25 protein-coding genes and 1 tRNA gene are annotated in these 26986 nt (G+C 31.6%); 14 read left to right on the plus strand and 12 right to left on the minus strand.

Annotated elements, in window-relative coordinates; all coding sequences use genetic code 11:
• Window positions 1–65 precede the first annotated feature (65 nt).
• On the plus strand, window positions 66–1922 hold the full coding sequence (locus tag GM3708_RS04340) for a phosphodiester glycosidase family protein (protein WP_066344410.1): 1857 nt from the start codon (window positions 66–68) through the stop codon (window positions 1920–1922).
• A gap of 76 nt (window positions 1923–1998) precedes the next feature.
• Here the strand turns inward: GM3708_RS04340 and uvrC are convergent, their stop codons facing one another.
• Both uvrC and GM3708_RS04350 read right to left on the minus strand, forming a co-directional pair.
• A complete protein-coding gene (gene uvrC / locus GM3708_RS04345) occupies window positions 1999–3810 on the minus strand; it encodes an excinuclease ABC subunit UvrC (RefSeq protein WP_144439274.1) in 1812 nt (603 codons plus the stop codon).
• Window positions 3811–4046: 236 nt separating this feature from the next.
• Window positions 4047–4397 (minus strand): DUF1830 domain-containing protein, encoded by a 351-nt coding sequence (locus GM3708_RS04350; RefSeq protein WP_066344412.1) that lies wholly within the window; start codon window positions 4395–4397, stop codon window positions 4047–4049.
• A gap of 243 nt (window positions 4398–4640) precedes the next feature.
• Here GM3708_RS04350 and GM3708_RS04355 point away from each other — a divergent pair, with 243 nt between their 5' ends.
• Both GM3708_RS04355 and GM3708_RS04360 read left to right on the plus strand, forming a co-directional pair.
• Window positions 4641–5180: a Ycf51 family protein gene (locus tag GM3708_RS04355; RefSeq protein WP_066344414.1), complete on the plus strand. Its 540-nt coding sequence runs from the start codon at window positions 4641–4643 to the stop codon at window positions 5178–5180.
• 86 nt (window positions 5181–5266) lie between these two features.
• Window positions 5267–5449 (plus strand): hypothetical protein, encoded by a 183-nt coding sequence (locus GM3708_RS04360; RefSeq protein ID WP_066344416.1) that lies wholly within the window; start codon window positions 5267–5269, stop codon window positions 5447–5449.
• A 304-nt stretch (window positions 5450–5753) separates the two neighbouring features.
• On the opposite strand, the gene GM3708_RS04365 is transcribed toward GM3708_RS04360, so the two are convergent.
• Window positions 5754–7016, minus strand: a complete 1263-nt coding sequence (locus GM3708_RS04365; RefSeq protein WP_066344417.1) for a dihydrolipoamide acetyltransferase family protein — start codon at window positions 7014–7016, stop codon at window positions 5754–5756.
• A gap of 312 nt (window positions 7017–7328) precedes the next feature.
• On the opposite strand from GM3708_RS04365, the gene GM3708_RS04370 reads away from it, so the two are divergent.
• From GM3708_RS04370 to GM3708_RS04380, 3 genes are all read left to right on the plus strand, one after another.
• The gene (locus GM3708_RS04370; RefSeq protein ID WP_066344418.1) at window positions 7329–7766 is read left to right on the plus strand and encodes a CAAD domain-containing protein; all 438 of its coding nucleotides are present in this window, start codon (window positions 7329–7331) and stop codon (window positions 7764–7766) included.
• A gap of 158 nt (window positions 7767–7924) precedes the next feature.
• Window positions 7925–8908, plus strand: a complete 984-nt coding sequence (locus GM3708_RS04375) for a GntR family transcriptional regulator (protein ID WP_066344419.1) — start codon at window positions 7925–7927, stop codon at window positions 8906–8908.
• A gap of 76 nt (window positions 8909–8984) precedes the next feature.
• Entirely contained in the window at window positions 8985–9386 is a 402-nt protein-coding gene (locus tag GM3708_RS04380; protein ID WP_066344421.1) for a Fur family transcriptional regulator, read from the plus strand.
• A gap of 21 nt (window positions 9387–9407) precedes the next feature.
• Here the strand turns inward: GM3708_RS04380 and GM3708_RS04385 are convergent, their stop codons facing one another.
• The 3 genes from GM3708_RS04385 to GM3708_RS04395 form a co-directional block, all read right to left on the minus strand.
• Window positions 9408–10931 carry a serine/threonine-protein kinase gene (locus GM3708_RS04385; protein WP_066344422.1) on the minus strand — a complete coding sequence of 508 codons (1524 nt, stop codon included), beginning with the start codon at window positions 10929–10931 and terminating at the stop codon, window positions 9408–9410.
• A 324-nt stretch (window positions 10932–11255) separates the two neighbouring features.
• The gene (gene hemE / locus GM3708_RS04390; protein WP_066344424.1) at window positions 11256–12293 is read right to left on the minus strand and encodes a uroporphyrinogen decarboxylase; all 1038 of its coding nucleotides are present in this window, start codon (window positions 12291–12293) and stop codon (window positions 11256–11258) included.
• A 285-nt stretch (window positions 12294–12578) separates the two neighbouring features.
• Window positions 12579–12875, minus strand: coding sequence for a 2Fe-2S iron-sulfur cluster-binding protein (locus GM3708_RS04395; protein WP_066344425.1), 297 nt, complete (start codon window positions 12873–12875; stop codon window positions 12579–12581).
• Between the two features lie 180 nt (window positions 12876–13055).
• On the opposite strand from GM3708_RS04395, the gene GM3708_RS04400 reads away from it, so the two are divergent.
• Window positions 13056–14540 (plus strand): DUF4335 domain-containing protein, encoded by a 1485-nt coding sequence (locus GM3708_RS04400; protein ID WP_066344427.1) that lies wholly within the window; start codon window positions 13056–13058, stop codon window positions 14538–14540.
• Window positions 14541–14569: 29 nt separating this feature from the next.
• Here GM3708_RS04400 and GM3708_RS04405 read toward each other — a convergent pair.
• A tRNA-Ser gene (locus tag GM3708_RS04405) sits at window positions 14570–14654 on the minus strand.
• Window positions 14655–14811: 157 nt separating this feature from the next.
• Here GM3708_RS04405 and dnaB point away from each other — a divergent pair.
• The gene (dnaB, locus tag GM3708_RS04410) at window positions 14812–16155 is read left to right on the plus strand and encodes a replicative DNA helicase (RefSeq protein WP_066344429.1); all 1344 of its coding nucleotides are present in this window, start codon (window positions 14812–14814) and stop codon (window positions 16153–16155) included.
• 131 nt (window positions 16156–16286) lie between these two features.
• On the opposite strand, the gene GM3708_RS04415 is transcribed toward dnaB, so the two are convergent.
• The 3 genes from GM3708_RS04415 to GM3708_RS04425 all read right to left on the minus strand — a co-directional run bounded on the left by GM3708_RS04415 (window position 16287) and on the right by GM3708_RS04425 (window position 18303).
• A complete protein-coding gene (locus GM3708_RS04415) occupies window positions 16287–16760 on the minus strand; it encodes an Hsp20/alpha crystallin family protein (protein WP_066344430.1) in 474 nt (157 codons plus the stop codon).
• Between the two features lie 368 nt (window positions 16761–17128).
• On the minus strand, window positions 17129–17845 hold the full coding sequence (locus tag GM3708_RS04420; RefSeq protein ID WP_066344431.1) for a DevA family ABC transporter ATP-binding protein: 717 nt from the start codon (window positions 17843–17845) through the stop codon (window positions 17129–17131).
• Window positions 17846–17883: 38 nt separating this feature from the next.
• On the minus strand, window positions 17884–18303 hold the full coding sequence (locus GM3708_RS04425) for a hypothetical protein (protein ID WP_066344432.1): 420 nt from the start codon (window positions 18301–18303) through the stop codon (window positions 17884–17886).
• An 85-nt stretch (window positions 18304–18388) separates the two neighbouring features.
• On the opposite strand from GM3708_RS04425, the gene GM3708_RS04430 reads away from it, so the two are divergent.
• The 4 genes from GM3708_RS04430 to GM3708_RS04445 all read left to right on the plus strand — a co-directional run bounded on the left by GM3708_RS04430 (window position 18389) and on the right by GM3708_RS04445 (window position 22632).
• Window positions 18389–19084, plus strand: coding sequence for a DUF3318 domain-containing protein (locus GM3708_RS04430; protein ID WP_066344433.1), 696 nt, complete (start codon window positions 18389–18391; stop codon window positions 19082–19084).
• A 278-nt stretch (window positions 19085–19362) separates the two neighbouring features.
• Entirely contained in the window at window positions 19363–19956 is a 594-nt protein-coding gene (locus GM3708_RS04435) for a DDE-type integrase/transposase/recombinase (protein ID WP_066344434.1), read from the plus strand.
• Window positions 19957–19985: 29 nt separating this feature from the next.
• Window positions 19986–21245: an O-antigen ligase gene (locus GM3708_RS04440; RefSeq protein ID WP_066344436.1), complete on the plus strand. Its 1260-nt coding sequence runs from the start codon at window positions 19986–19988 to the stop codon at window positions 21243–21245.
• 349 nt (window positions 21246–21594) lie between these two features.
• A complete protein-coding gene (locus GM3708_RS04445; RefSeq protein ID WP_066344438.1) occupies window positions 21595–22632 on the plus strand; it encodes a hypothetical protein in 1038 nt (345 codons plus the stop codon).
• Window positions 22633–22725: 93 nt separating this feature from the next.
• Here the strand turns inward: GM3708_RS04445 and atpC are convergent, their stop codons facing one another.
• Together atpC and atpD are read right to left on the minus strand one after the other, a co-directional pair.
• A complete protein-coding gene (gene atpC, locus GM3708_RS04450) occupies window positions 22726–23127 on the minus strand; it encodes an ATP synthase F1 subunit epsilon (protein WP_066344440.1) in 402 nt (133 codons plus the stop codon).
• A 147-nt stretch (window positions 23128–23274) separates the two neighbouring features.
• Window positions 23275–24723: a F0F1 ATP synthase subunit beta gene (gene atpD / locus GM3708_RS04455; RefSeq protein ID WP_066344443.1), complete on the minus strand. Its 1449-nt coding sequence runs from the start codon at window positions 24721–24723 to the stop codon at window positions 23275–23277.
• A 229-nt stretch (window positions 24724–24952) separates the two neighbouring features.
• On the opposite strand from atpD, the gene GM3708_RS04460 reads away from it, so the two are divergent.
• Entirely contained in the window at window positions 24953–26092 is a 1140-nt protein-coding gene (locus GM3708_RS04460; RefSeq protein ID WP_173644993.1) for a chromate transporter, read from the plus strand.
• 45 nt (window positions 26093–26137) lie between these two features.
• The gene (locus GM3708_RS04465; RefSeq protein WP_144439275.1) at window positions 26138–26980 is read left to right on the plus strand and encodes an alpha/beta fold hydrolase; all 843 of its coding nucleotides are present in this window, start codon (window positions 26138–26140) and stop codon (window positions 26978–26980) included.
• Window positions 26981–26986 lie beyond the last annotated feature (6 nt).

The raw sequence follows: 26986 nt of genomic DNA on the forward strand, positions 1-26986 counted from the left end.
TTAATTCTCCTTAATCTCATCTAATTTGTTTTGTTCTTTTTACTATTTTATAATGTAGAAAAACCATGTTGAAAAAATTTTATCAATCTAAATTTTTATTATTGATTTTTTTATCAGTTTTTATAGTTAATTTTATTGGTAATATTCCTAATATTATTAAAGGTAAATTTTTAAATCCTGTTTTTGCTCAATCTGAATCTTTAACAATCATTGCAAAAGGTAAAGATGTCATAATCAATCAAAAAACTGTCAATCTTCCTTGGTTACAGTGGCAAGAAGGAAGTGAAATCCATACAGGAATTGCTGATATGAGTGCAGAAGCCGTCTTAGGCATAGAATTAATGAACACAACAAATACAAAAAAACAGCCTATTCATTGGTTTAATTATCATAATACTTTATCGACTCAATTTATAAATCCTTATCGTTATTTAGATATTACTAATTTAACTAAAACTACTTTCCTTCAAATTAATAACAACAATAATATTTTAGAATTAAATCTTCCTCCCAGTCAAGTTAATAAAGTTTATGAAATTCCAGTAACTAACGGTAAAAAAATTATTATTGAATTAGATAAACCTAGTTTTTTCCAAGTAAGTCAAGGAAAAGATCAAGCAATTATTTCCATTAATGGTCAACCTAGTAATACATTATTTAATGATACTAAGCCTTTAAAGCCCTTAGATAATTCTGGACTTCAAGAGGAAGAAGGTGATGAAGTTAGGGAAGATAAACAAAAGCCTAAAAATTCTTTATTTAATATTAGCAGTAAAGATGATAAAACCATTATTAATATTAACTTACCGACGGGAAATAATCTTAAAGTTACCTCTGCTAATCCTAATCTTTTATTAGTTGATATAAATCCTTCAGCTCTTACTACAAGAGATATTAGTTGGAATAATGATTTATTTTTGAGTAAGAAGTATATCAGCTTAAATAATAATAAAGATTTATTTTTAGTATCTGCTCTAACTTTTAATATTAAGAATTTTAATATAGATTTACAACCAATTTTAGCTAATAATAATACTCTTATTGGTACAGCACCTCTTAAGACTACAGCTCAAAACTTAGAAGCAATGGCAGCTATTAATGGGGGGTTTTTTAACCGTAATAATCAGTTGCCTTTAGGTGCGATAAAAAATCGTGATAATTGGCTATCAAGTCCCATTTTAAATCGTGGTATTATGGCATGGAATGATGTGGGAGAAGTCAATTTTGATCGGATAATGCTAGAGGAAGTTGTTACTACCGATAAAGGAAATCGCTTTATAAATAGTTATATCAATAGTGGTTATATTCAAGCAGGAGTTGCTCGTTATACTTCTAATTGGGGCATCAATTATAAAACTCTTAGTGATAATGAAATTATCTTTGTTGTTGAAAATAATATTGTTAAAGATAAAATTGTCGGCACAAAAGCAGGAGAGGATTCTATCGCTATTCAACCCAAAAATTATCTTTTGGTATTCAGAAGTGCCAAAACTCTAGCAGAAAAACTAGATATTAATGATCAAATTACTTTAAATACGGGTACAATTCCCTCTAATTTTGCTAAATATCCTTATATTATTGGTGCTGGACCTCTTTTACTCTTAAATCGTCAAATTATCTTGAATGGAGAAGGTGAAAAATTTAGTAAAGCTTTTAATACTCAAAAAGCTTCTCGTAGTGCTATCGCTGTGGATAATCAAGGTAGAATTTTATTAGTCGCAGTACATAATAAGATAGGTGGTTTAGGTGCTACTTTATCGGAATTTGCGGAAATTTTACAAAAAATGGGGGCTGTATCAGCGTTGAATTTAGATGGTGGTAGTTCAACACAAATGTATTTAGGTGGAGAAATTATTGATCGTTCTCCAGCCACTGCTGCAAGAGTTCATAATGGTATAGGGGTTTTTTATCGTCAAAAATAGAAGAAAATTAATAGTTAATAATGGAGAATTGAAGAACAAATTTCCAATTTTGATTAGTATTCTCTATTCTTGATTTTTATGGGTGAAAATAAGCATAGATAATTTGAGCTAAATTTTCGCCGATGCCTGATACTTCTTGCAATTGTTTAATGGTAGCTTGTCGGATATAATCAATGGAATTAAAATGGGCTAACAATAGTTTTTGACGTTCAAATCCTAACCCATTAATCTCATCCAAAATTGATCTTCTACTAGCTTTTAATCTTTGTTGTCGATGAAAAGTAATGGCAAAACGATGAGCTTCATCTCTTAATCTTCTTAATAACTGTACACCTATTTGTTCAGAATTAGTTGGCAACGGCTGTGATTGATTTGGTAAAAAAATTTCTTCTCTTTTTTTTGCTAAACTAATAACATTAATTTTTGATAATAAATTTATTTCTTCTAACACTTCACAAACAGAAGAAAGTTGTCCTTTTCCACCATCTATCATCACTAAATCTGGGAATTCTTCGCTCTTATAAAACCGTCTTTTAATTACTTCTTGAAGAGAGGCAAAATCATCAGAATGTCCTATTTTTATATCAGGATTCTGTATCTTATAATGACGATAATGTTGTTTAGCGGGTAAACCATCAATAAACACAACCTTAGAAGCTACAGCATTTGAGCCTTGTATATGGGAAATATCATAACCTTCGATTCTTCTCGGTAAGCTAGGTAAATCTAAAAGATTAGCTAAATCTTCCATGGCTTGTAAATTTCCCTGACTGAATTTTTGACTTCTTTCTAACTCAATTTGAGCATTTCTTTCAACCATAGAAATTAACTCCGCTTTTTGTTGTTTTTGAGGAGTAATAATAGTAATTTTTTTGCCTTTTTTTTCCCTGAGCCAATTCGTAAAAATTTCTTCATCAGGTAAAGCATATTGAACTAAAATTTCTGAAGGTATTTCCACTGACTCAATATGACTATAATGTTCTTCTAAAACTCTTTCTAAAATCTCACCTTTTTCATCATTATTATTATTATCAGTAAAAAATCCCAATCTACTTATTAAACGTCCTGCCCGAATCTGAAATAATTGAACACAACTATGACTATCATCTTGGGCTAAAGCAATAGCATCACGGGAAACAGTATCGTCAGATAATGCTACTTTTTGGCTAGAAAATAATTGTTGCAAACTAAGAATTTGATCTCGATATTTAGCCGCTTTTTCAAAGTCTAAATTCTCAGCATTTATTTCCATTTGCTTTGTTAAATTTTTAATTAATTCATCTGTTCTTCCCTGAAAAATTAAGGCAATTTTATTAATAATTTCCCGATAATTTTCAGAAGTAATTAAATTTTGACAGACTCCGGGGCATTTCCCAATATCATAATTTAAACAAGGGCGATTTTTATATAAAGGCTTTGATCTTTGTCTGAGGGGAAAAGTGCGTTTAATAATCTCAAGAGTTTCTCTTAATTTTCCACTGTCAACATAAGGACCATAATAACGATCTAGTTTACTATTTAAGCGTCTTTTGCGAGTAATAAAAATTCGAGGATAAGTTTCTGACCAAGTAATACAAACGTAAGGATACTTTTTGTCATCTTTGAGTAGAACGTTAAAATGAGGTTGATGTTGTTTAATTAAATTAGCCTCTAAAGCTAAGGCTTCGGCTTCAGTATCGGTGACAATAAACTCAATATCTCGAATTTGTGACACCATTAAAGCGATACGATTAGTATGTTTTTGAGAAGATATAAAATAAGATTTAACTCTTTTTTTCAAGTTTTTCGCTTTACCAATATAAATAATATTACTTTCTTTATCTTTCATAAAATATACTCCAGAATCAGAAGGCAAGTGTGTTAGTAAAGTTTCTATTTGTCCTATCATAAAGTTTGGGTTGATCTTAAATATCTTATTAATTAAAATAAATTATAAATTATGTTTCTTCTTGTTCGTATCAAAAATAAATATTAGATTAGCTTCAAATTTTGATTATTACTCATAAAAAAGGGGACTATTATCCCCTCATAATTTTATTTTAAATAGTTTTTATAATATAAATTAGCTCAGTTAAAATCTATCAAAATAATCACAATAAACAGATAGTTATAATTCAGTTAATTTTAAGCAACAATGGCTTCCACATCAGAATTATTATTTCTGTCTTTATTGATATTAACGATGGAATCTTCCTCTCCATTTTCGGTTGAGACTTTTTGCTCAGTTACACATAAACGTTTACAAGAAATTGTATCTGAGAGAATAGCACTAGCCATCATTCCTGAATGAATTTCTAATAATGCCTCTGGTAAAGCCTCAAATACTAATCTTTGTCCCGGAAATACCACCCTCTCAAAATACCAATTACTTATATTTGTGATCCTAGCTATTTGAATTTGACTGGTAGCGTTAACATAACAACATAAAATAGCATCATTTTCATTGTGAGGAATTGCATCTAGTATTTGAGCCATGATGATCATTAGTTTTTTAAAATTGAATTTATCTTTATACTGTATAAGCTAACATTCCTTGATCCCAATTAGTTGTAAAGATGATTACCAATTTAATTGAATTTTCTTTTTAATCTTTTTTTGATGATAATTATAGATAATTATTAAAATAATATTAAGTTTTTTTTAAGGTTAAATTAATAGTAACTATTGATTATTCATTCTTATTGTAAAATTGAAAAGCTAACATTCAACTTTTAAAAAATGGAATTATCCTTAGATTTTGGTAGTTATACGATATGGTCAATCTATACAACCATTGCTTTTTCGATTTTGGCGATTCTGGGTTTTATTTTCAAATGGGGTTTTCGTTTTCGTTTAGTCGGTGCAACGGGATTTATGGCAGTATTAACTATCGGTTTATTCGCCCTTAGTTTTGGTTTATTTAGTCGCACAGAAATACCGAATGCTCTTCGATTTAATTTGGTTTATGATACTGGTGCAAATCAAGCTGTCATTACCGTGCCTTCTACTATTACCCCTACTCAATTAGAAGCCACTTTACAACAAGCCGCAATTGATTTATTCTCCTATGGTAGAACTTCTTCTAATGGAGATAGTCAGCTTACCATTAGGGCTAGAACACAGATTCATCAAGATCAAGTTACTTATCCTTTATATCTGGGTCAAATTCGACGTTCTTTAGTTCAAAAAGATGATAATAATCCTACTATAACTATTTTTAAAGAGAGCTTTGCAAAGATGCAAACTCTTACTGATTCTTCGAAAAACAATATTATGTGATCTTAGTTACAATAGTATGAGCTAGAATTGAGTTATCTTAATTTAAGATCAGCAATTAAGTCACTCTTACCAAAACGAAAATATTTATGGCTATATCAACTATTTCGAGTAATCTAGGACAAGATCAAGAAATCTGGAACAATCTCAAACAGGCGATCGCCAAAAGCTCTGGTTTCAAGCGTTGGCAGAAAGAAAATAAATTAGAAATTAATATTGAAGATCAAGTAAAACAGTATTTACGTTCAACCCTTGAAGCATTGGCTTATTAAAGATTTTTGCAGACAAAATTTATGACACGGAAGTTAAATCTGTGTCTTTTTTTGTCTTATTGATTATGAATTGTTTTTAATATCGCAATTATTACAATCTCAGTTCGACAGAAGAAAAGTTGTGAAAACAAGACAGGTGGACAAGTGGACAAGGAGACAGGTAGAAAAATTCCTAATATTTGTACACGTTAAAATAATTTTATTGATTCATGCAAGATATAATCTCCCTGTCTTCCTGTCTAGCTGTCAATGAGAGTTAATCATCACCGATAATTTTATATCGAACTCAGGTTATCTGCTGTCTTTATAGAGTTAAAGATTGAACATCAGTTTCAATTAATTTCGCTAAATCTTGTAAAAATGCTGCCGCATCCGCACCATAAATAATTCGGTGATCACAGGTGATATTTACTGACATTTGATTTTTAACACCAAATAACCCGTCACCATTGGCTACAACCGTAGGAGAAGCACCACCGATGGCGAGAATTGAGCCTAATCCGGGAGGCAAAATGGCGGTGAAATTACTAACACCAAACATACCTAAATTAGATAGGGTAAAAGTGCCCGTGGTATATTCATCTGGTTGTAACTGTTTTGCACGAGCACGGTTAACCAAATCTTGCCAATTACGTGCTAAGGAATAAATATCAATTTGATCGGCATTTTTAATAACAGGAGTAATTAAACCACCATCAGGCATAGCTACGGCTACGGCAATATTAATACTTTCGTTATACTTAATACCTGCTTCACTGAAACTAGCATTAACAACAGGATGTTTTTGTAAAGTAACAGCTACAGCTTTCGCTAATAAAGCAGTCATTGTTACCCCTTTCGATTTAATTTTACGATAAAGACTATCTAATTGATCGGTGTTAATACTATAACTAACTTGAAAGGTGGGTACTTGTAAACTAGCCATCATATTTCGTATGACAGCCTGTTGTAAAGTGTTAAAAGGTATAGTTTGCCCTGCTAAATTATTAACTGGAATAGGTGCTGGAGCAATACTGGGTGTAGCAGTAACAGTGGCAATAACAGGACTAACTTTCGGTGTTTGAGGAACTTTTCCAGCTAATTTTTCCACATCTTCCGCAATAATACGTCCATTAAGACCAGTACCAACAATATTACTTAAATCAACTTTAAATTCTTTAGCTAATTTTTTGGCTCTAGGAGAGACGACAATTCTACCATTAGTTTTAGCTGTAGTGTTAACAGTAGCAGTAACAATGGGGTCAGGTTCAGCTTTGACTTCGTTTTGAGGTGCAGGAGTAGCTTGTTGACCTTGACTAGCTTTTTGTTTGGCTTCTTCTATTTCTGCTTCTGTTTCAGCAATATAAGCGATCGCCTGTCCGACTGGGGCTTCTTCCCCCGCTGGGACTAAAATAGTAGCTAAATAACCAGAATAAAAGGATTCTACATCCATATCCGCTTTGTCTGATTCCACGACAACAACGGTTTCTCCTTTTTCAATTTTATCTCCTGGTGCTTTTTCCCATGAAACGATCTTCCCTTCTGTCATTGTTGAACTAAGGGCAGGCATAAAAATATCGTGAATCATTATAATTTACAATTTATTTTTTTTATTCATCAAATGACTAATTATACCTTGATTGGTGGTGAAGGAAAGATTCGTAAAGAACAAAAAATGTTTAATTTTTTCTTTATAACACTAGGTTAATTAAAGAAAAGAGGAAAATATTGTCAGAGAGAAAAATATATAGTAGAGTGGAACAAAAATCTTATAGGATCGCTATATAAAAGTTTAAAATTTATTGTTGTTTTCTGGCAATTTAAGTAATAGTCAGTTAACTTAATATTTGTGCTTACACAAGCAAAATTATCTGGAAATCAAACTTAGGAGATATATTCTATGGAATCTCAATCTTATGAGCAAGAGACTCAATTTAACGAATCTACTGCACAATTAAATGATGACATCCCCGGTGTCATTACTGCCGCTAAAAGACCTTCTAACGATGAACAAGGTTGGCAAGAATGGGTAGATTTAGTGGTGGACTTTTTAGCTAAAGTGCCTGAACAATTAGGTAACTTCTTTTCTGACTATAAACAACCCTTAACTACCCTCGGTTTAATTCTCACTGCTGGTATTACTGTTTATGTAACTTTGTCAGTATTGGATGCTATCGATAATATTCCTCTTTTATCTTCTATTTTAGAATTAGTAGGTTTAGGATATTCTGCTTGGTTTGTTACTCGTTATCTATTAAAAGCTTCTACTCGTCAAGAGCTGTTTGCTGAATTTAACGGCTTAAAACAACAAGTATTAGGCGGAAAGACTCAAGGTTAATCCTTCATTGTTGTCATCATAGTATAGGGGCTACACTATGCCTCTATATGTAGAATTTTTCCTAATAAATCTTTAATTGACTGTAGTCACAAAAAATTAAACTTTCATTTTGTTTAAGCACTCTACCATAAAAAGACTGGGAGAATTAATTGTTAATTATGTTTCACTTTAGTGTCCACAATGAAGGCAATATTCCTCCTTCTCAACAATTAATTGATCAAATTCAATTTGCGATCGCCTCTCGTCAGTATCCCCCCGGTCATCGATTACCTAGTACAAGACAACTAGCTACCATTACGGGATTACATCGCAACACAATCAGTAAAGTTTATCGGCAATTAGAAGAAAAAGGGTTAGTAGAATCTCTTCCGGGCTCTGGAATATACGTTAAACCCCAAGGAAATGAAAGTATCAAAAAATCAGAATCTCATTTGTCACGAGCTTATCTTAGCCTTCAAAAAATTGTCAAGGAAAATGTTGATGAATTACTATTACAAGGTTGTAATTTAGAACAAATTAAACAATTATTTGTAGCTGAAATTGATAGTCGATTACGCTGTAATGCTTTAGTTTTCGTTACTGTACCAATGGCGGATATTGGTGCAGGACAATTAATAGTTTTAGAACTAGAACAAGCTTTGTTAATGCCGATACAATTAGTACCGATGGAAGAATTACATTTAATTGCAACAGAAGCCATGAGAGCCACTGTCGTTACAAGTCGTTATTTTATTCATCAAGTTTTAGAAATAGTTTCTCCTCAGTTAACCAGAGTAATTCCCCTTGATATTTATGACTATAAAGAAGAGTTACAAATCATTAAAAAATTACCCCAAGACTCTTATTTAGGAATTGTAAGTTTAAGTACAGGTATTTTGAGAGTAGCAGAAATTTTAGTTCATAGTCTTCGAGGAAAAGATATTACTATTCTTACTGCTCAAACAAATGACCAACAAAAATTAAAAAATTTAGTTCGTAGTGCTTATACTATTATCTGCGATCCTAATAGTTATTTAATAGTTAAAAAAACCCTTCAACAAGTACAAGAAGATCTAATACGTCCTCCTGAAATTATTTGTAGTAATAATTATATTGGTGAAAAATCAATTAATCTTTTAAAAAGAGAATTAGGAATAAATTGATCGAAATTTTGTTATAAAATAGATTTCATCCTTATTATCAATGTTATTTTGTTAAATATTATATGATTGATCTAAAATGTTAGTTAAATTTACTAAAAATCAACAAAAAATTTTACATTTACTAAAAGATTTAGATAAAGAAATTACAGCTCAAGAATTACATTTCAAAATACGTCAAAAAAACTTAAAAATTGGATTAGCAACAGTATATCGAAACTTAAAAAGTTTACATTTAAAAGGAATTATTCAAGAAAGAATTAATCCTCATGGAGAGTCTTTATATGAATTAATCAAAGATAATCATAACCATCATTTAAATTGTGTTAATTGTGGAAAATCTACTATTTTAAAAGGAGAATATTGTCCTATTAATGATAATTTAATTAACGGGTGTTTGACTGAAAATTTTAAGTTATACTATCATACTTTAGAATTTTTTGGTTTATGTGAAATCTGTCAAAATCTAGTTAATAGTTAATAAAAAATAAACTAATCTTTTTTATTTTGTAGATTTATATATAGCAGATAAAATAGTATTTTTAACAGATTCAAATTGTTTTTTTAGGTTTATTTTACTTAATTCTGGTTGATTTTTTCCTTGCCATGATGAACTTTTAATGATAAAATGTTGTAGATGTTGTATCTTTTCTTCACTAATTTTAACTGTTAGTAACTGCTCATATTTTTTTGGTTTATTTATTTCAAATAATATAATATAATATAAACTTTTAGAAATTAAATTAGTACTAATTTGATAACCAATTTCTGTTTTTAAATCTAAATAACAAGGTAGCCATTTGGGTTCATGGTGGCGACAGTAAAGTAAATTTACCCATAAAATCATCGGATGGGGTGCAAGTTGGTACATAAAATGATTAAAACATAAAGTAGATTGGGGTTTAAATATTTGAATATCTTGAGATTCTAACATTGTCCATAAGCTAGAAAATGACCCTTCTTGTGCTTCGGTTAAACAAGGAAAAACAATTTTTTTCTGAGGTTTATCTTGAGGCCAATTACTTTGCAAATATATTTGTTGTAGAGGTAAAATTTTATTAATATTTTGTTCCTTTGCAGTGAATAATTGGGAAGATTTTTCTAAGGCATTTTTATTATTATATTCTCTTTCTAAAGGAGTAATAATTTTTAAAATTTCTCCTATATTTTGGGGACGATCAGCAGGAGATTTAGCAAGACATCTCATAATCATATTTTCTAAGTCTTTTGGTAACTCCAAATAACTAGGAAGAGATTGAGGTATATTTTCTTGATGAGCTTTATACCATGCCTGAAAATTTCGATACTCCGATGTAATAGGGGTTTTTTGGGTTAACATCTGATACATTAATACTCCTAAACTATAAATATCGGAAGTAGGATGTAATTCATCTTCTGCCATTTGCTCAGGAGAGCAGTATTCAGGAGTACCCATGAAACTTTCTTGTGTTTTACCTTGTTCAGGATTACGAATTTGAGCAATTCCAAAGTCTAATATTTTGACGATTATTTCTTTATCAGCAGTTTTTGCTAAAAATATATTACTAGGTTTAATATCTCGATGAATAATAGGAGCTAATTCTCCATTAACTAAAATACCGTTATGGGCACACTCTAAACCTAGACAAATTTGACGAGTTAAAAATAAAAATCGACGAATAGAAATAGATTTTTTTTTCACTAAATGATCTAAATCGTCTCCTTCTAAATATTCCATCACATAAAAAGGAACTTGATCATTACCTAAACCGTAGTCTTTTACTTTGACAATATGGTTACTTTGCTCTCCCAATAAAGCACTTATTTTGGCTTCTGTTTCAAATCGGTGACGCATTTTTTCGTCTAACAATGCCTGAGATAAAAACTTAACGGCAACAATATTATCTCCCGATGATTTATCAATGGCTTTAAAAACTTGTCCCATTGCACCTCTACCAATTTGAGTGATTAATTGGTAGCGATTTGCTAATAAATTATCTGAGTCTTTACCAAAAGATTTTACTAGATCTGATAATGGTTTAAACATTGATTTAGTGCCGGGAAAATGATGATCTATGTTTTATAATAATTACATTTATTTTGAGATCAAAAAACGAATTTTTAAAAAATAAGTATATTTGAATTATAACATTTTTTAACTTTTATTTTCTCATTTGTAGAATAGCTTTAATTGTTAATTATCAACTGTCAACTATCCAATAAGCTCAAACGCATCTAAGTTGACTGGTGAAGATAGGCAATGGTAAGAGTTTCCTTGATTTTTTAATAATTTTAAAAGATGTAAGTTAAATGCCTTTTAGCTTATTAACGATCAACTGTTAACCATCGACTATTAATTATTAACTGTTCATTAATATCTAACTTGTTTTGCAGTCTCAAAAAATACTCTTACATTTTCTTCAGGTGTTCCTACTAATACACCATGACCGAGATTAAGAATGTGTCCTCCTTTACCCGCTTTCTTGACAGTATCATGAATTCTGTGTTGAATAAATTCTGGTGAACCAAATAATACACCCGGATCTATATTTCCTTGCACTTTCATTTGTTGTCCAAGTCGTTGTCTAGCTTCCGCCATATCTACAGTCCAATCAACGCTAACAATATCAACACCTGATTGTCCCATTCTTTCTAAAACCCCAGCACTACCGCTAATATAAAGAATTAAAGGAGTATCAGGATGAGTCGCTTTCACTTGATCAACTACTCTTTTTTGATAGGGTAAAGCAAAAGTTTCATAATCTTGAGGACTTAATTCCCCTGCCCATGAGTCGAACATTTGCACAACTTGCGCACCACAATCAATTTGATAACGCACATAAACGGCGATGGCATCAGCAACTTTACCGAGGAATTTATGTAAAATATCGGGTTCAGAAAAAGCCATACTTTTAATGACGGCGTAATTTTTAGAACTTTTACCTTCAATGGCATAAGCCGCTAAAGTCCAAGGTGCACCAACAAAACCCAAGACAGTGGATTTATTTCCTACTTCTTGTCGTAAAGTATTAAGAATAGTTTTAATAAAAGGTAGGGATTTTTCAGGGTTTAAAGGATGTAATTTCTCAACTTGTTCTAAACTACGAATAGGCGGATCAATAATAGGACCTTTACTTTCAATAATATCAAAGGGAATACCGATACCGGGTAATGGGGTTAAAATATCAGAAAACATAATTACCCCGTCTGGTTGAAATGCCCTCCAAGGCTGTAGAGAAATTTCGATGGCTAAATCAGCATTTTCAGATCTTTCTCTAAATCCGGGGTATTTATCTCTTAAATCACGATAAACTTTCATATAGCGCCCAGCTTGACGCATCATCCATACAGGTGGACGATCTAATATTTCACCACGGGCAACTCGCAATAGGCAAGGTAATTCGCTCATTATAATTTTTATGTTAAATTTAAGTGCATTTCATAGCTTATCACCACACTTATTTAATATCCAAAAAATGTAACGATGTGTGAACAATCAAAACTAGAGAAACCTGAGTTGAATATAAAAATAATGACTGACGTGGAAGACTCCGCAGACAAGGAGATTATGTTTTTTGTGAATGAATAAAAATCTCTCAAAAATTTATAAATATTGAGAATTTTCTCCTAGTCTCATCTTCCTCAACAAATTTATATCGAACTCAAGGGAGGTAACTCTGATGACAGATTGATTTTAAGGTTTTGTTTTGATTGTTACATCACCATTCGCAAGAGTTTGACAGGCTAAACGATAACTAGCTGGTTTTTTCCGTAATTTTCGTTCTTCAAAGTCGGTTTTAGGGGATAAATTTTCTATGCCGGAGACAATTTCTATCACGCAAGTTGCACATTGTCCATAACCACCGCAATTCATGAGTTTACCCCGAAATTTATAAATATCGATTCCATTTTGTAAGGCTTTTTCTCTCAAATTTGCACCATCAGCAGCTACTACTTCTTTATTTTCATTGATAAATGTGATTGTCGGCATTTTCCATTACTCCTGTCTAACTGTTAAGTTTTTTATACTAATATTAAGAAATTATCACAAAAAATGCGGACAGACCATAGATCAATATTTGAAATTCTCATGCAATAATGAATGTCTATGCTTTATCATTTGAAGATAGTCTCTAGTTTTTCAATCAAAAACCGTATCTTGGCATCTAGTATGGTAATTAATACTTCTAATTCATTCCGACGTTATACTCCTCCTACTTGTACTTTAGAAATCTATCATCCTCACGCTCTTTGGGGTACTTTTGGTGCAAAAAATTTTCCTCAATATTTTAGTTTTCAGTTACATTTTGATGATCCTCGTTTACCTCAAGATGATAGAAGTAGCATAGTTGGCGATCGCAACTTATTAGAAAGATTAAGAGAAAAAGTAAATGAATATATTAATAACTATTTAAAAATTGATAATATTTCAGATGAATGTTTAGCTTGTGAATTACCGTCAGAAAACCAAGAAGAATTTATTTCCATTACTAGAGATTCAACCTATCGTCATCGTCTTTTTTATCATTCTCTTTTTCCTAAAGAGGAAATTATTGAAATAATTTTGACGAATACTCAACTATTGGATTTTGTGAATGCTTTATCTTCTTATCATTCAGATGCCTCAAGAACAAAAATAGACGATTCTATTTCTAGTAATTTAGGATTAAGTATTACCTTAACTGCCTTAGTCTGTTTAATTGGTGGTGGTATTTGGTGGCGTTATGAAAAACAGATGGCAACAAAAATACCTCAAGAGGAATTAACTGATGAGACAATTAAACCTAATATAGAAGGCGTAGTTCCTCCGTCATCATTAGATCCCAATACTTTACCGCCGATAATTGCACCAGAAGTACCTGAAAATCTTAAAAATAGAAATCCATTATCACCTCCTTCCACTATCACAGCACCACCACAAGTTAAAGAAAATAATACTCAGGATAATGGCAATATTACAATTAATAATAATCCTCCCACTCAACAGGCAGAAATGATTATTTCTCCACCACCATTAGCACCATCCATTTCTAATTTACCACCGCCACCACCAATGACAGAAACGTCTAATAATTCTAATGTCATCGGTATTCAACCTTCTTTAGCACCAGTCAATCCTTCTTTTCAACCTACTCAACCTCCTGTTATTTCCACTCCCCAATATCCTTCTCGTCTTTCAAGTTTACCTGTATTGCAATCTAGTAATTCTGAAAAAATCCAAAATCCTTCATCCAACCTATCGAAAAATAACTCTAATATCATTCAACCCGGTATTAATACTTTAAATAGTATTTCCCCTTCTGTAATTGAAAATATACCTAATTTTAATCAACAAATAAGCAAATTAGATTCATCTTCAAATAATCAAAAATCCGACGGAGTGGTTTCTAAGGAAGTAAAAAAATATTTTCAAAGTAAATGGCAACCACCTGAAAATTTAAAACAAAGTATTGAATATCGCTTAAACTTTAACCAAAATGGATCTTTAACAAAAATAACTCCTATCGGACAAGTGGCAATCATTTTTCTAGATCGTACACAAATGCCGTTATTAGGAGAAAAAATAACATCTTCATTTAGTGACAAAGATCAAGTCACTGTCAGATTAATTTTAAGCCCCGATGGCAAGGTACAAACATTTCATGAGTCGAAATAAGAAGACTTTTAGAAATTTTTGTTTAACAACGGAGAGGGTGGGATTTGAACCCACGGACTATTTCTAGTCACTCGATTTCAAGTCGAGCGCGATCGACCACTCTGCCACCTCTCCAGATAACAAGCATCTAAGATTATAACAAAAAAAGAACTATTTTTGCCAATTATACCCTCAGCAACTATCAAAATTAGTTAGAAGAGAAATTTGTAATCGAGAAGAATATTTATTTGTATAATTTATTTTCTGCCTCTTACCATCATAAATATTGATAATGAAAGACTTTACCCCTGATTTAGCCCCAACCTCTTTACCACCCCAAAATATAGAAGCAGAAGAGATTATTTTAGGTGGAATTTTATTTGATCCTAATGCCATGGGTAAAATTATCGATATATTACCACCAGAAGCATTTTATGTTAATGCCCATCGTCAAATTTATGAGGCGGCTAGAAATTTATATTTTCAAGGACAACCTGTTGATTTAATGACGGTAACAACATGGTTAAATGATTATAGTTTATTAGATAAAATCGGTGGTACTCCTAAAATAGTTAGTTTACTTGATCGTACGGTTTCTTCAGCAAATATTGAGCGTTATGTACCATTAATCACCGAAAAATATATTAGGAGATTATTAATAAGTACAGCTAAAGAAATTAGTGAATTAGGGTATGATACTACTAAAGATTTAGATCAAGTATTAGATGAAGCTGAACAGAAAATATTTAAACTTACTCAAGCAAGAATACAACAAGGATTAGTTCCTCTTTCTGATACTTTAATCGATACTTTTACCGAAATTCAAAACTTTCAAGAAAAACTTGCTTTACCCGGTATTAGTAGTGATTTTTATGACTTAGATGCTTTGATGGGTGGTGGTTTTCAACGTTCAGATTTAGTTATTATTGCTGGTCGTCCTGCCATGGGAAAAACAAGCTTTGCTTTGAATATTGCTTCTAATATTGCTAAAGAACATGATTTAGCAGTAGCCATTTTTAGCTTGGAAATGTCAAGAGAACAACTAGCAATGAGATTACTTTCTGCGGAAGGAAAACTAGAGAGTAGTCGATTAAGAGCAGGTAGGGTTACAGAACAAGAAATGGAACCTTTAATGACGGCTATGGGCAAATTATCAGAGTTACCAATTTATATTGACGATTCTGGTAATTTAACAGTAATGCAAATGAGATCAGAAGTACGTCGTTTACAAGCAGAAAAAAAAGGTAAATTAGGGTTAATTTTAATCGATTATTTACAATTAATGCAGGGTAGTAGTGATAATCGTGTACAAGAATTATCAAGAATTACACGCTCTTTAAAAAGTTTAGCACGGGAAATCAATGCTCCTATCATTGCATTATCTCAGCTTAGTCGTGCGGTAGAACAAAGAACTAATAAACGTCCTATGTTATCAGATTTGAGAGAATCAGGTTCAATTGAGCAAGATGCGGATTTAGTGATGATGTTATATCGTGATGAATATTACCATCCTGACACTGTAGATCAAGGTGTAGCAGAGATAATTATCGCTAAACATCGAAATGGTCCGACAGGGCAAGTTAAACTAATATTTCGCCCTGAATTAACCCAGTTTTTAAATATGAAGCGTAGTTAAATATTTTGTAATGGACATCTCCAGAAATTCAATTTTCGGAGACTAAAACTATTGTAGAGGTGTAAAATTTTATGCCCCTACAATAATTTTTCCCAAATGTCTAATAGTCAAATTTAGAGAAAAACTCAAAACTATTGATCATGTTTTGCTTCTAAAGTAGGTTGACCATCCTCAGATAAACTAACTTTAAATACTTTGTTTTGAGCTTGTTCAATTTTAGGTAAATTTAAAGTTAAGATACCATCTTTGTAATCTGCACTTACTTTTTCATTTTGAATGGCTACTGGTAAATTAATAGTTCGTTCAAATTTACCATAATTAAATTCAGAAACATAGTAACCATTATCTTTATTTTCTTTTTGACTACGATATTCCCCGCTAATTTTTACTGCTTCGCTGGTAACACTAATATCAAGATCTTTTTTATCAATTCCCGGTATTAAAACTCTTAAAGTCAGAGTGTCTTGATTATCTAATAATTCTACTGATGGTTTTAACACAGTATTATTAGTATTATCCCAAGAAGTGATTTCATCAAAAAGTCGGTTCATTTGACGATGTAAACTATTAATATCTGATAAGGGATAAAAACGAACTAAAGACATACTTTTTTCCTCCTTATAAGTTAATTGATAATGAACTATCGAATTTTTTGTTATCTTTATGGTGTCATAATTTTATGAGCTTAGTAGAGGGAAAACCGAATTTATTTAGGTAGGGTTTTCTGAAAATCAATCATAAATAATTTGAGATATTTATCTTATATTTGAGTAAACACTATGTCTATATAAATCGTATTTACTCCTAAAAATAATTAATTCTTTTTAAACTTTAAATAAAGTGAAGGTTTAAACTGAGATCTTGAATTATCGGTTAAGGTAGGCAATGGGCAATAGTAGGAAAAATTGACCTTAACTAAAGAGAAATTGATTTTTTTGTCTTTCAGTATAAAAGTACTGATACAAGATCTATATTAAACTAACAATCCATCTTCTAACTCAATAATTCTTTCAGCTACATCTAAAATACGATCATCATGGGTGACAATAAGAATAGTGCAACCTTGCTCTTTAGCTAATTTTTGCATAATTTCTACTACATCTCGACCAGATTTACTATCTAAGGCGGCAGTAGGCTCATCCGCTAAAACCAATTGAGGATGAGATACTAAGGCTCTGGCAATGGCAACTCGTTGTTTTTGTCCACCAGAAAGATTATCAGGATAATAGTCGATTCTATCACCTAATCCCACAGCTGTTAGCATTTCGATGGACTTTTGTTTCGCTTCTCTGGTAGAAAATTCTGAGTGTAATTCCATAGACATTTGAACATTTTGTCTAGCCGTAAGAGATTTTAACAAATTATGAGCTTGGAAGATATAACCAATATTTCTTCTAGTTTCAATTAATAAATTATTATCAGCATTAACTAATTGTTTACCAAACACTTTTAAACTTCCATGAGTGGCAGTTCTTAAAGCTCCCATCAAAGTTAATAACGTAGTTTTTCCTGAGCCAGAAGGTCCTTTCATGATAACAACTTCACCTTTTTTTAAGGTTAAATTAATATCAAATAAGGTTTGTTTTTCAATATGATTATTATGGTAATAAAAATCTAAGTTTTTAATTTCTACAACCGTATCTGTATTTAATCCATCATCTTTAGTGAGATGTTCAGTTAAAGCAATCATTTTTAATTATTATTTTATTTGATATATTTATTTTCTTTCTAAATTTTAGGATTTTCATTAATAAATTTCTGTAAATAATTAAACCATTTTATCGTTAAATTAATATCAGTAAAAGGTACATTTATGATTTCATTATTTGTTAATAAAAATTGTAAATTTCCTTCTCCATCTTCAGATAAACTATTAATGTCTGCTATTTTATCTTTTACCGTTATATCTAGTTTATTGATCTTTGACAAAGAAAAAGTAGTTTCCTGAATAATTCCTTTAGAAGTGGGTTTTCCCCATGTTATTAAGTCTCCTTTTTTTCCTAAAACTGAATAAATATCATATTTAGATTGTTCAAATTTTTCAGCCCATACTTTATAAGCTTCAACTTTTTGATATTCTTTTTTTCCGCTCCATGCTAACCAAATAAAAACTATTAGCAAAGGCAACCATAATAAACCACGTTCCATGTTAAAATTGGCAACTAAAATTAAATAAGACTACCATAGAATAAAATTAAATCTATTAAAATATAGATCTACTCAGAATAATTATATGACTTCTTACACAACTTCCTCCGCTAGAGCCGAAATGAATGAATTGAGAAGACTCAAAACTTTACTTCCCCCCGAGTTGCAAAGTTGGGTTATGATAGAAGCCTCTACAGAAGTTAATCCTCCGTTAATACGCACTGAGGAATTAGGAAAAGATGAAATCGAGATTCAAATTGATTTGGTTAAGTGGGAAAATCTAGCAATTGATCAACGTAATCTAATGTTTTGGCATGAAGTTGCTCGTATTCAAAATGATACTATTCCCCGTGAAGGTTGGGAAATGGCAGCATTGGCCATTGGTTTAGGTGGTGCGGTAGGTGAACTTTGGGTACAAGATGGTTTATTGTTATTGTTAGCTTTAGGTTTATGTGGTATTTCAGGTTATCGTTTATGGCAAAAAAACAATGGGGAAAAAAATCTCAAGGAAGCCATTGAAGCCGATGAAAAAGCGATTATTATTGCTACTCGTTTCGGTTATTCCATGAAAAATGCTTATCAAAGTTTAGGTAGTGCATTTAAAACTATTATTGAACAAACTCCTAATCGCAGTCAACGGAAAAAATATGAAGAGCGTTTACAAGCATTACGTCGTAGTGCCGCTAAAGCAAAACAAAAACAAGATCAACCCATCGAAAATCAGCCTTTAAAAACCCCTCCGGTGCGTTCGAGAAGTAGTGCTAGAATGAAAAATATTTAAAATTTTATAAATAAAAAAGTGATTGATGAGGGTAAAAGAAAAATATATATAAAAGGTCTTTGAAAATATTTTTTGAACCCCTGACTTACTTTTTATTTTAAATACTAATCAACAAATTCATAGATTAAAATTACTTTTTGTTATTTTTTTACTAATTATTAATTATTAATAAATTAGCTAATAATATTGGTTTTATCAATAACTTTCAAGATAAAATAGTGGTATTATTAAATTTAAAATTATTAGAAAGAAAAGCCACTTAATGAGGTAAATAAAACATGAGGAGTGCTAGTCATGATCCTTGGGATCAAATTAGAGAAGAGATTATTTTACTATGTATTCAGTGGTATGTAACAGAAAGATTAAGCTACTCTCAATTGAAAATGGTAATGCAGCAAAGAGGTTTTAAAATTGATCCTCGTACTATTAATGCTATAATACAAGAATATACTCCTAGAGCGATGAAAAGATTTCGGGAGACAGAAAGAAGAAGAAAAAAGGGTTGGAGAGTAGTACAAATACCTTTTAAATTAAGGGGAAGGAGAAAATATTTATATAGAGCATTGGATGCACAAGGTAATACTTTAGATTTTATTATTACGGGAAAAAGAAATAAAGAAAAAGCAAGAATTTTTTTTGAAAAAACTATTTCTAAAAATACAGAAATTACTCCTAGTAAAATATTACCAAAAAGACAAAAAAATAGTCTTAAAAATAATAATGTTCTCCGAAGTGTTTTGAGTATAACGATACTTTCTATTATTGGAATTGTAGTATTTAATCAAGTGGCAAAATATACAGAAAAAAATAAAAATTTTAATCTCAATAATAATTCTTCCGAAAGATTAGTTTTAAACTTTGAAACAGTCTAGCAATTGATATTAACGTACACAAAAATATAATGTTTATTAAAACTTATAATGATCCTGAATACACTGATTTAAAACTTTTATCTCTAAGTATCCTAATCTTACCATTTCAATCTTTTTTAGGAATTCTTGTTTTATTCTTTGTAATTTTAAAATCATGGATAAATAACTACAAAAATATTATTAAAAATAATTTAAGTTATAGTTTTATTATTGTAACCGTTTTGATGATAATAGCTTCTATTTTTGCTTATAATTCATCAGAATCTTTTTTAGGATTAGTTCATTTTGTACCTTTTTTCTTAATGTTTTTAGGTTTGAGAACTTTAATTAGTAATTATAACCAGTTATTTTTTATTATTTTACCCATTATTTTAAACTCAGTTATTATAGTTTTACTAGGAATTGGTGAAGTCAAATTAGGTTGGCAAACACCAGATTTATTTTTTAAGCTATCTGGATGGAGATTAATAGCTTATGGCATACCAGAAGGCAGAATGTCCTCAGTTTTTCCCCATGCTAATCCATTAACTTTATATTTAACAACAGCCTTAACTTTCACTTTGGCATTAATCATTTACCGCCGAGAAAAACATAAATTTAATCAAATAGATTTATTGTTAATTTCAACAATTATTCTCAATCTCATTGGCTTAATTTTAACAAGTTCTCGTAACGGTTGGATCATAACTTTTTTTAGTTTTATCGCTTTTGCTATTTATTCAAATTGGTATGTAATTTTACAATTATTAGCTTTTGGAGGATTTATAGTTAGCTGGGCTTCTTTTGGTAATTTACCCGGACAAAATTGGACAAGAAAAATTGTTCCTAGTTTTTTATGGCAACGATTATCAGATCAGATGTATCCAGATCGTCCTTTACCTACTTTAAGATCTAGTCAGTGGCGTTATTGTTTTGATTTAATTACAGATCGTCCTTTTTTCGGGTGGGGTTTAAGAAATTTTAGTGTATTGTATGAAGAAAAAACATCAATTTATTTAGGACATCCCCACAACTTATTTTTAATGTTTGGTGCAGAGACAGGATTAATAACTTTAGGTGTAATCATGTTCATCATAGGGAGAATTTTATGGCAAGGAATTCAAGCATTAAATAGATTAAAATTGCAAAAATCTCAAGGAATTATCTTATTTAGTTATTTAGTCGTATTTAGTAGTTTTATTATTTTTAACTTATTTGATGTCAGCATTTTTGACTTAAGATTAAATATTTTAGGATGGATAATTTTAGCTTCTATTTCTGGAGTCAGCGAAAATATCGTCAAAAATTAATTGATTTTTTATCTATTATTTAGTAGTAAAAAAAGAATCAAAAGATGTTTATATATATAAATCGAAAAATGGCTTGTTAATGCTTTTATTTATATAAAATTAAGCATTATTAGAGTAATATTTATAAGACAAAAAAAGAGCATTTTCAAATGGGTATGCTCATGGAATAAAAGAATTAGGAGTAATTCCATTTAGGTTAACATCTGAAAAGTAAGTTAATACATCAATACCTGTCCATAAAATTACAAACTATCTCTGTCTTTTTTAAAAAAACTAAAGAGTTCATCGTCAAAAAATGGTATTTTATGAAAGTGTCATTTTTTTGATTTAACTATAGGAATATAAAGTTATGATAGATACTCCCCCTTCAACTATCGATATTGCTCAGGCTTTATCGATTCCCGCAGATTTAGATTTTGATTTACCGAATCCTGAAGATGACGGTATTGCGGAGGAGGAGTTTCTGCAACAAGTGGAAAATAGTTGGAAAGTTTGCGAGCGCTTCGATTTACAAACTGATATTTGGCGTGGTAGGATTTTGCGCACCGTCAGAGATAGAGAAAAGCATGGGGGAGAAGGTAGAGGTACAGGTTTTCTTAATTGGCTCAAAAATAGAGAAATTACCAAGAGTCAAGCTTATGCTTTTATTCAGTTAGCTAATAGTGCTGATACTCTATTAGAAGACGGAAAATTAGATCCTGAAGCGATTAATAATTTTAGTAAACGCGCTTTTGTGGAAACCGCTAAAGCTGATCCAGAAATTCAAAAATTAGTTAGTGAAGCCGCTCAAAATGGTGATCGTATTACTCGTCGAGAAGTCAAACAATTAACAGATGAATATACAGCGATGAATTCCGATTTATTGCCTGATATTGTTAAAGAAAAAGCCGTAGATGGATCATTACCCCCTCGACATTTAGCACCTTTGGTAAAAGAATTAGAAAAATTACCTGAAGAACAAATTGCCGAAATTCGTAAAGAAGTAGAGGAAAATCCAGATGTTGATACCGTTAAACAAATGACTTCCACAGCCAAAAGCTTATCTAAATATTTAGATTCTGCTTCTCAAGTTGAAACCTTAAGAGGTTCTAGTGTAGATATAGAAAGAGCCTTAGATGAGGCGTTGAGATTAGATTGTTTAAGTATTACCGCAGATTTAGTTAAACAAGCTACAAATTTAGAACAAACTGTCGGTAAATTATATACTTTATGGAAAAAACTAGGTAGTGTAGCAGATCGTCTTTATGTAGAAACTGGTGCGAGTAGTCCTAATTTGCGATCGCTATTAAGTTGTTTAGAAAAACTCACCAGTGAAATGATCGAATTACATTTAGACGATGGAGGAGATAAAATGATTCGCTTAAAAATTATGAGTGATGAAATATAAATAGGCTCTGCTGAATCAATCTAAAGTGTTTTAAGTCATAGTTTTTAAAAGAACTTTATTTACACTTTTTCAACAGAGCCTAATTATTCATTTTTAACTAGCGGCTTGTAATCTGGCTCTAGCTTTTTTTACATTCTGAGTCGCTTTCATTTGCAAACGAATATCACCAGAAGTTGTAGCTTGTTCGAGAGATTTTTGAGCTTCTGCTAAACCATTCTGAGCTTCTTCTTTATTAATAGAGTCCCCTAATTCAGCACCATTGACCAAAATTTTAACTTCATTTTGTTCCACTTCCGCAAAACCACCCATAACAGCAATGGATTTCCATTCTTTATCAGAGCGAACACGAATGACACCAATATCAAGATTAGTTAATAAAGGTGCGTGATCTGTTAAAATGCCTAATTGTCCACTACTACTTGGTAAAATTACCTCCTGAGCAGTTTGATCCCACACAGTCTTATCTGGGGTAATTACTCTTACTGTTAAAGTCATAATTTAATTGTAAATTTAATACTTATAATCTTATGTGAAGCACAATTAAAAATTTATAAGTTAGAATTAAAACCCTTATTGTGAAACAAAGGATCAAAACTCTAACTATTGATTAATTGTTCATTGTTAATTGTTCATTAAATGAAATTAGCCTTTCATTTTTTCAGCTTTAGCGATTACTTCCTCAATAGAACCAACCATATAAAAAGCCTGTTCAGGTAAGCTATCTAATTCACCAGAAAGAATTTTATTGAATCCTTTAATGGTGTCAGCTAAAGTTACATATTTACCGGGGCTACCAGTGAATACTTCAGCGACAAAGAAAGGTTGAGATAAGAAACGTTCAATTTTACGAGCACGATCAACCACTAAGCGATCTTCTTCAGATAATTCATCTAAACCGAGAATCGCAATAATATCTTGTAATTCTTTATAACGTTGTAAAGTGGACTGTACAGCACGAGCAGTGTTATAGTGATCTTCACCAACAATACTAGGTTGTAACATTGTACTACTGGAATCAAGGGGATCAACCGCAGGATAAATACCTTTAGAAGCCAAACCACGAGACAATACTGTAGTACCGTCTAAGTGAGCAAAGGTAGTAGCAGGAGCAGGATCGGTTAAATCGTCCGCAGGTACATATACCGCTTGAATAGAGGTGATAGAACCTTCTTTGGTGGAGGTAATACGTTCTTGTAATTCACCTACATCTGTACCGAGAGTGGGCTGATAACCTACCGCAGAGGGCATTCTTCCTAGAAGTGCAGATACTTCAGAACCAGCTTGAACGAAGCGGAAAATATTATCAATAAAGAGCAATACGTCTTGTTTGTTAACGTCACGGAAGTATTCTGCCATAGTCAGTGCAGATAATCCTACACGCATTCTTGCTCCGGGAGGCTCGTTCATTTGTCCATAAACTAGAGCAATTTTGGAGTTTTCAGGATTTTCAGAGTCGATTACCTTAGACTCAATCATTTCGTTGTAGAGGTCATTACCTTCACGAGTACGCTCACCTACACCACCAAACACAGATACACCACCATGTTGAATAGCGATGTTGTTGATTAATTCCATCATAATAACGGTTTTGCCAACACCAGCACCACCAAATAAACCAATTTTACCGCCTTGACGATAAGGGGTTAATAAGTCCACAACTTTGATACCAGTTTCAAATACGGTAGGTTTGGTATCTAAATCAGTGAAAGCAGGAGCTTTACGGTGAATAGGAGAAGTTTCGGTGGTATTAACAGGCCCTTTTTCATCTACAGGTTCACCTAAAACGTTGAAAATACGTCCTAAAGTTGCTTTACCAACAGGAACACTGATAGGTGCACCTAAATCAACAATTCTCATGCCTCTAACTAAACCATCAGTGGTAGTCATGGATACGGCACGAACTTGATTATCACCTAAAAGCTGTTGTACTTCACAGGTAACAGAAACTTCTTGTCCTGCTTCATTAGTACCTTCAACACGAATAGCGTTATAAATACGGGGAAGACTGCCGCTAGGAAATTCAGCATCAACCACCGGCCCAATTACCTGAACGATTTTACCGACGTTTGTTTTTTCTTGTACTGCAACCATGCTGATTTATTGTTAATTTACTTTCGTAAATATTAATTTATAATAAAATTTGCCACTTTCAAGATTATCATGTACTGGATCAATTTATGATCCCAATTTACCCCAGTTCGACAGAAGAAAAATGTTCAAGATAAGGGACACTACAAGACAAGGAGATGAAAAAGATGTTTTACAGGAAAATTGATCTTTTTAACGATTTTTGTAATATATTCAACAGGATTTAATTGTTATGCCTGAGAATAAGAAACAACCATTAACAGAAATTGCTAAAGTCTTTTTAAAGCTAGGTGCGATCGCCTTTGGTGGTCCCGCCGCCCATGTTGCGATGATGGATGAGGAAATTGTTAATAAACGGCAGTGGATGAGTCGAGAAAAACTGTTGGATTTATTAGGAGTAACAAACTTAATACCTGGTCCTAATTCTACAGAGTTAGCTATTCATATCGGCTATGAAAAAGCTGGTTGGAAAGGGTTAATCGTTGCTGGTAGTTGCTTCATTTTTCCTGCTATGGCTATCGTCTGGATTTTGGCTATTTTATATGTGCGTTACGAAAATGTACCTTCTGCCGAATGGTTATTGTACGGTATTAAACCTGTTGTTATCGCTATTATTATTCAAGCTTTGTGGAAATTGGGTAAAAAAGCCATGAAAAATATTCCTACTACCATAGGAGGTATTTTAGCTACTGTAGGCTTCTTTTTTGGTGGTGATGAGGTGATTATTTTATTGGTGGTAGGATTGGGAGTAATGGTATATGAAAATTTTGCTAAAAATAAGATGCAAGGTGCTCTTTTATTGCCATTTTCAGGATTATTGGCTCAAAATAGCGTTAATTTAACATTTATTCCCAGTGGATTAAATATATTTTTAGCTTTCCTCAAAATTGGTAGTCTTCTTTACGGTGGCGGTTATGTTTTATTGGCATTTTTACAGCGAGATTTAGTAGAAAATTATCAATGGTTAACTTCTGAACAACTGTTAGATGCGATCGCCATCGGACAATTAACTCCTGGACCTATTTTTACAACAGCGACATTTGTTGGTTATTTAGTTGCGGGAAATTTAGGTGCAATTTCTGCTACTGTTGGCATATTTTTACCTTCTTTTCTTTTGGTTTTATTGGTTAATCCTTGGGTAAATAAAATTCGTAATTCTCAATCGGCGAGTAGTTTTTTAGATGGAGTTAATACTGCTTCTTTAGGCTTAATGGCAGGAGTTACATTTATTTTAATTCGTACGTCAGTTATCGATTCCTTGACTTTAATTTTAACGATAGTAACAACAATAATAATTTTTTGTTATCAGGTAAACTCTGCATGGTTAGTTTTAGGCGGAGGATTATTAGGCTTTATTGTCATGAATAATTAAACATTAGTAATTGCTAACAAAAATATTCTTAAAATATATTTAATAATTATGGAACGAAAAACTTTTATTAAAGATGATAAAATTCAGATTTCTTACTTAGAATGGAATCAAGGAAAAACTCCTTTAATGTTATTACATGGCATGGCTGATAACGCTTTTGTATGGACAAGTTTAGGAGAACATTTAAAAGATAACTATCATATTATTGCTCCTGATTTAAGAGGACATGGTGATAGTAGTAAACCAGAAACAGGATATTTTACTGAAGATATAATTAGCGATTTAGAAGCATTGATTAATTATTTAGGTTGGCAAAAGATTCATATTTTAGCACATTCTTGGACGGCAAAATTAGTACCTATTTGGGCAACAAAAAATCCTGATTATTTTTTAAGTATGATTTTAGTTGATCCTTTTTATATTAATAAAATACCTGATGTTTTTAAAATAACTTTTCCGTTTCTTTATCAAGTTTTACCTTTCCTGAAAATGACGGGTAATTTCACCACTTATGAAAAAGCCGAAAATTTAGCAAAAACATTAAAACAATATCAAGGATGGACACCACTACAGGAAAAAGTATTTCAAAATAGTATCAAAAAAAATGATGATGGTACATGGTCAAGTAAATTTGTTCTTGAAGCAAGAAATGAAATTTTTACGGATGTTATGTTACAAGCTGGTTTAACGGAAAAATTAGTAATTCCTACTTTATTTATTCAGCCTGAAAAGGGATTAAATCGAACATCATGGCAACTTCAACCTTTTAAAACTTATTTGTCTAATTTAACCATCAAAACTGTGCCTAGTAATCATTGGGCTTTTTTGGTACAACCACAACCATTTAATGAAGTTATTGAGGAATTTTTAGAAACACGAAAAAATTAAAGTTTA

Source organism: Geminocystis sp. NIES-3708 (assembly GCF_001548095.1).
Lineage (GTDB): Bacteria > Cyanobacteriota > Cyanobacteriia > Cyanobacteriales > Cyanobacteriaceae > Geminocystis.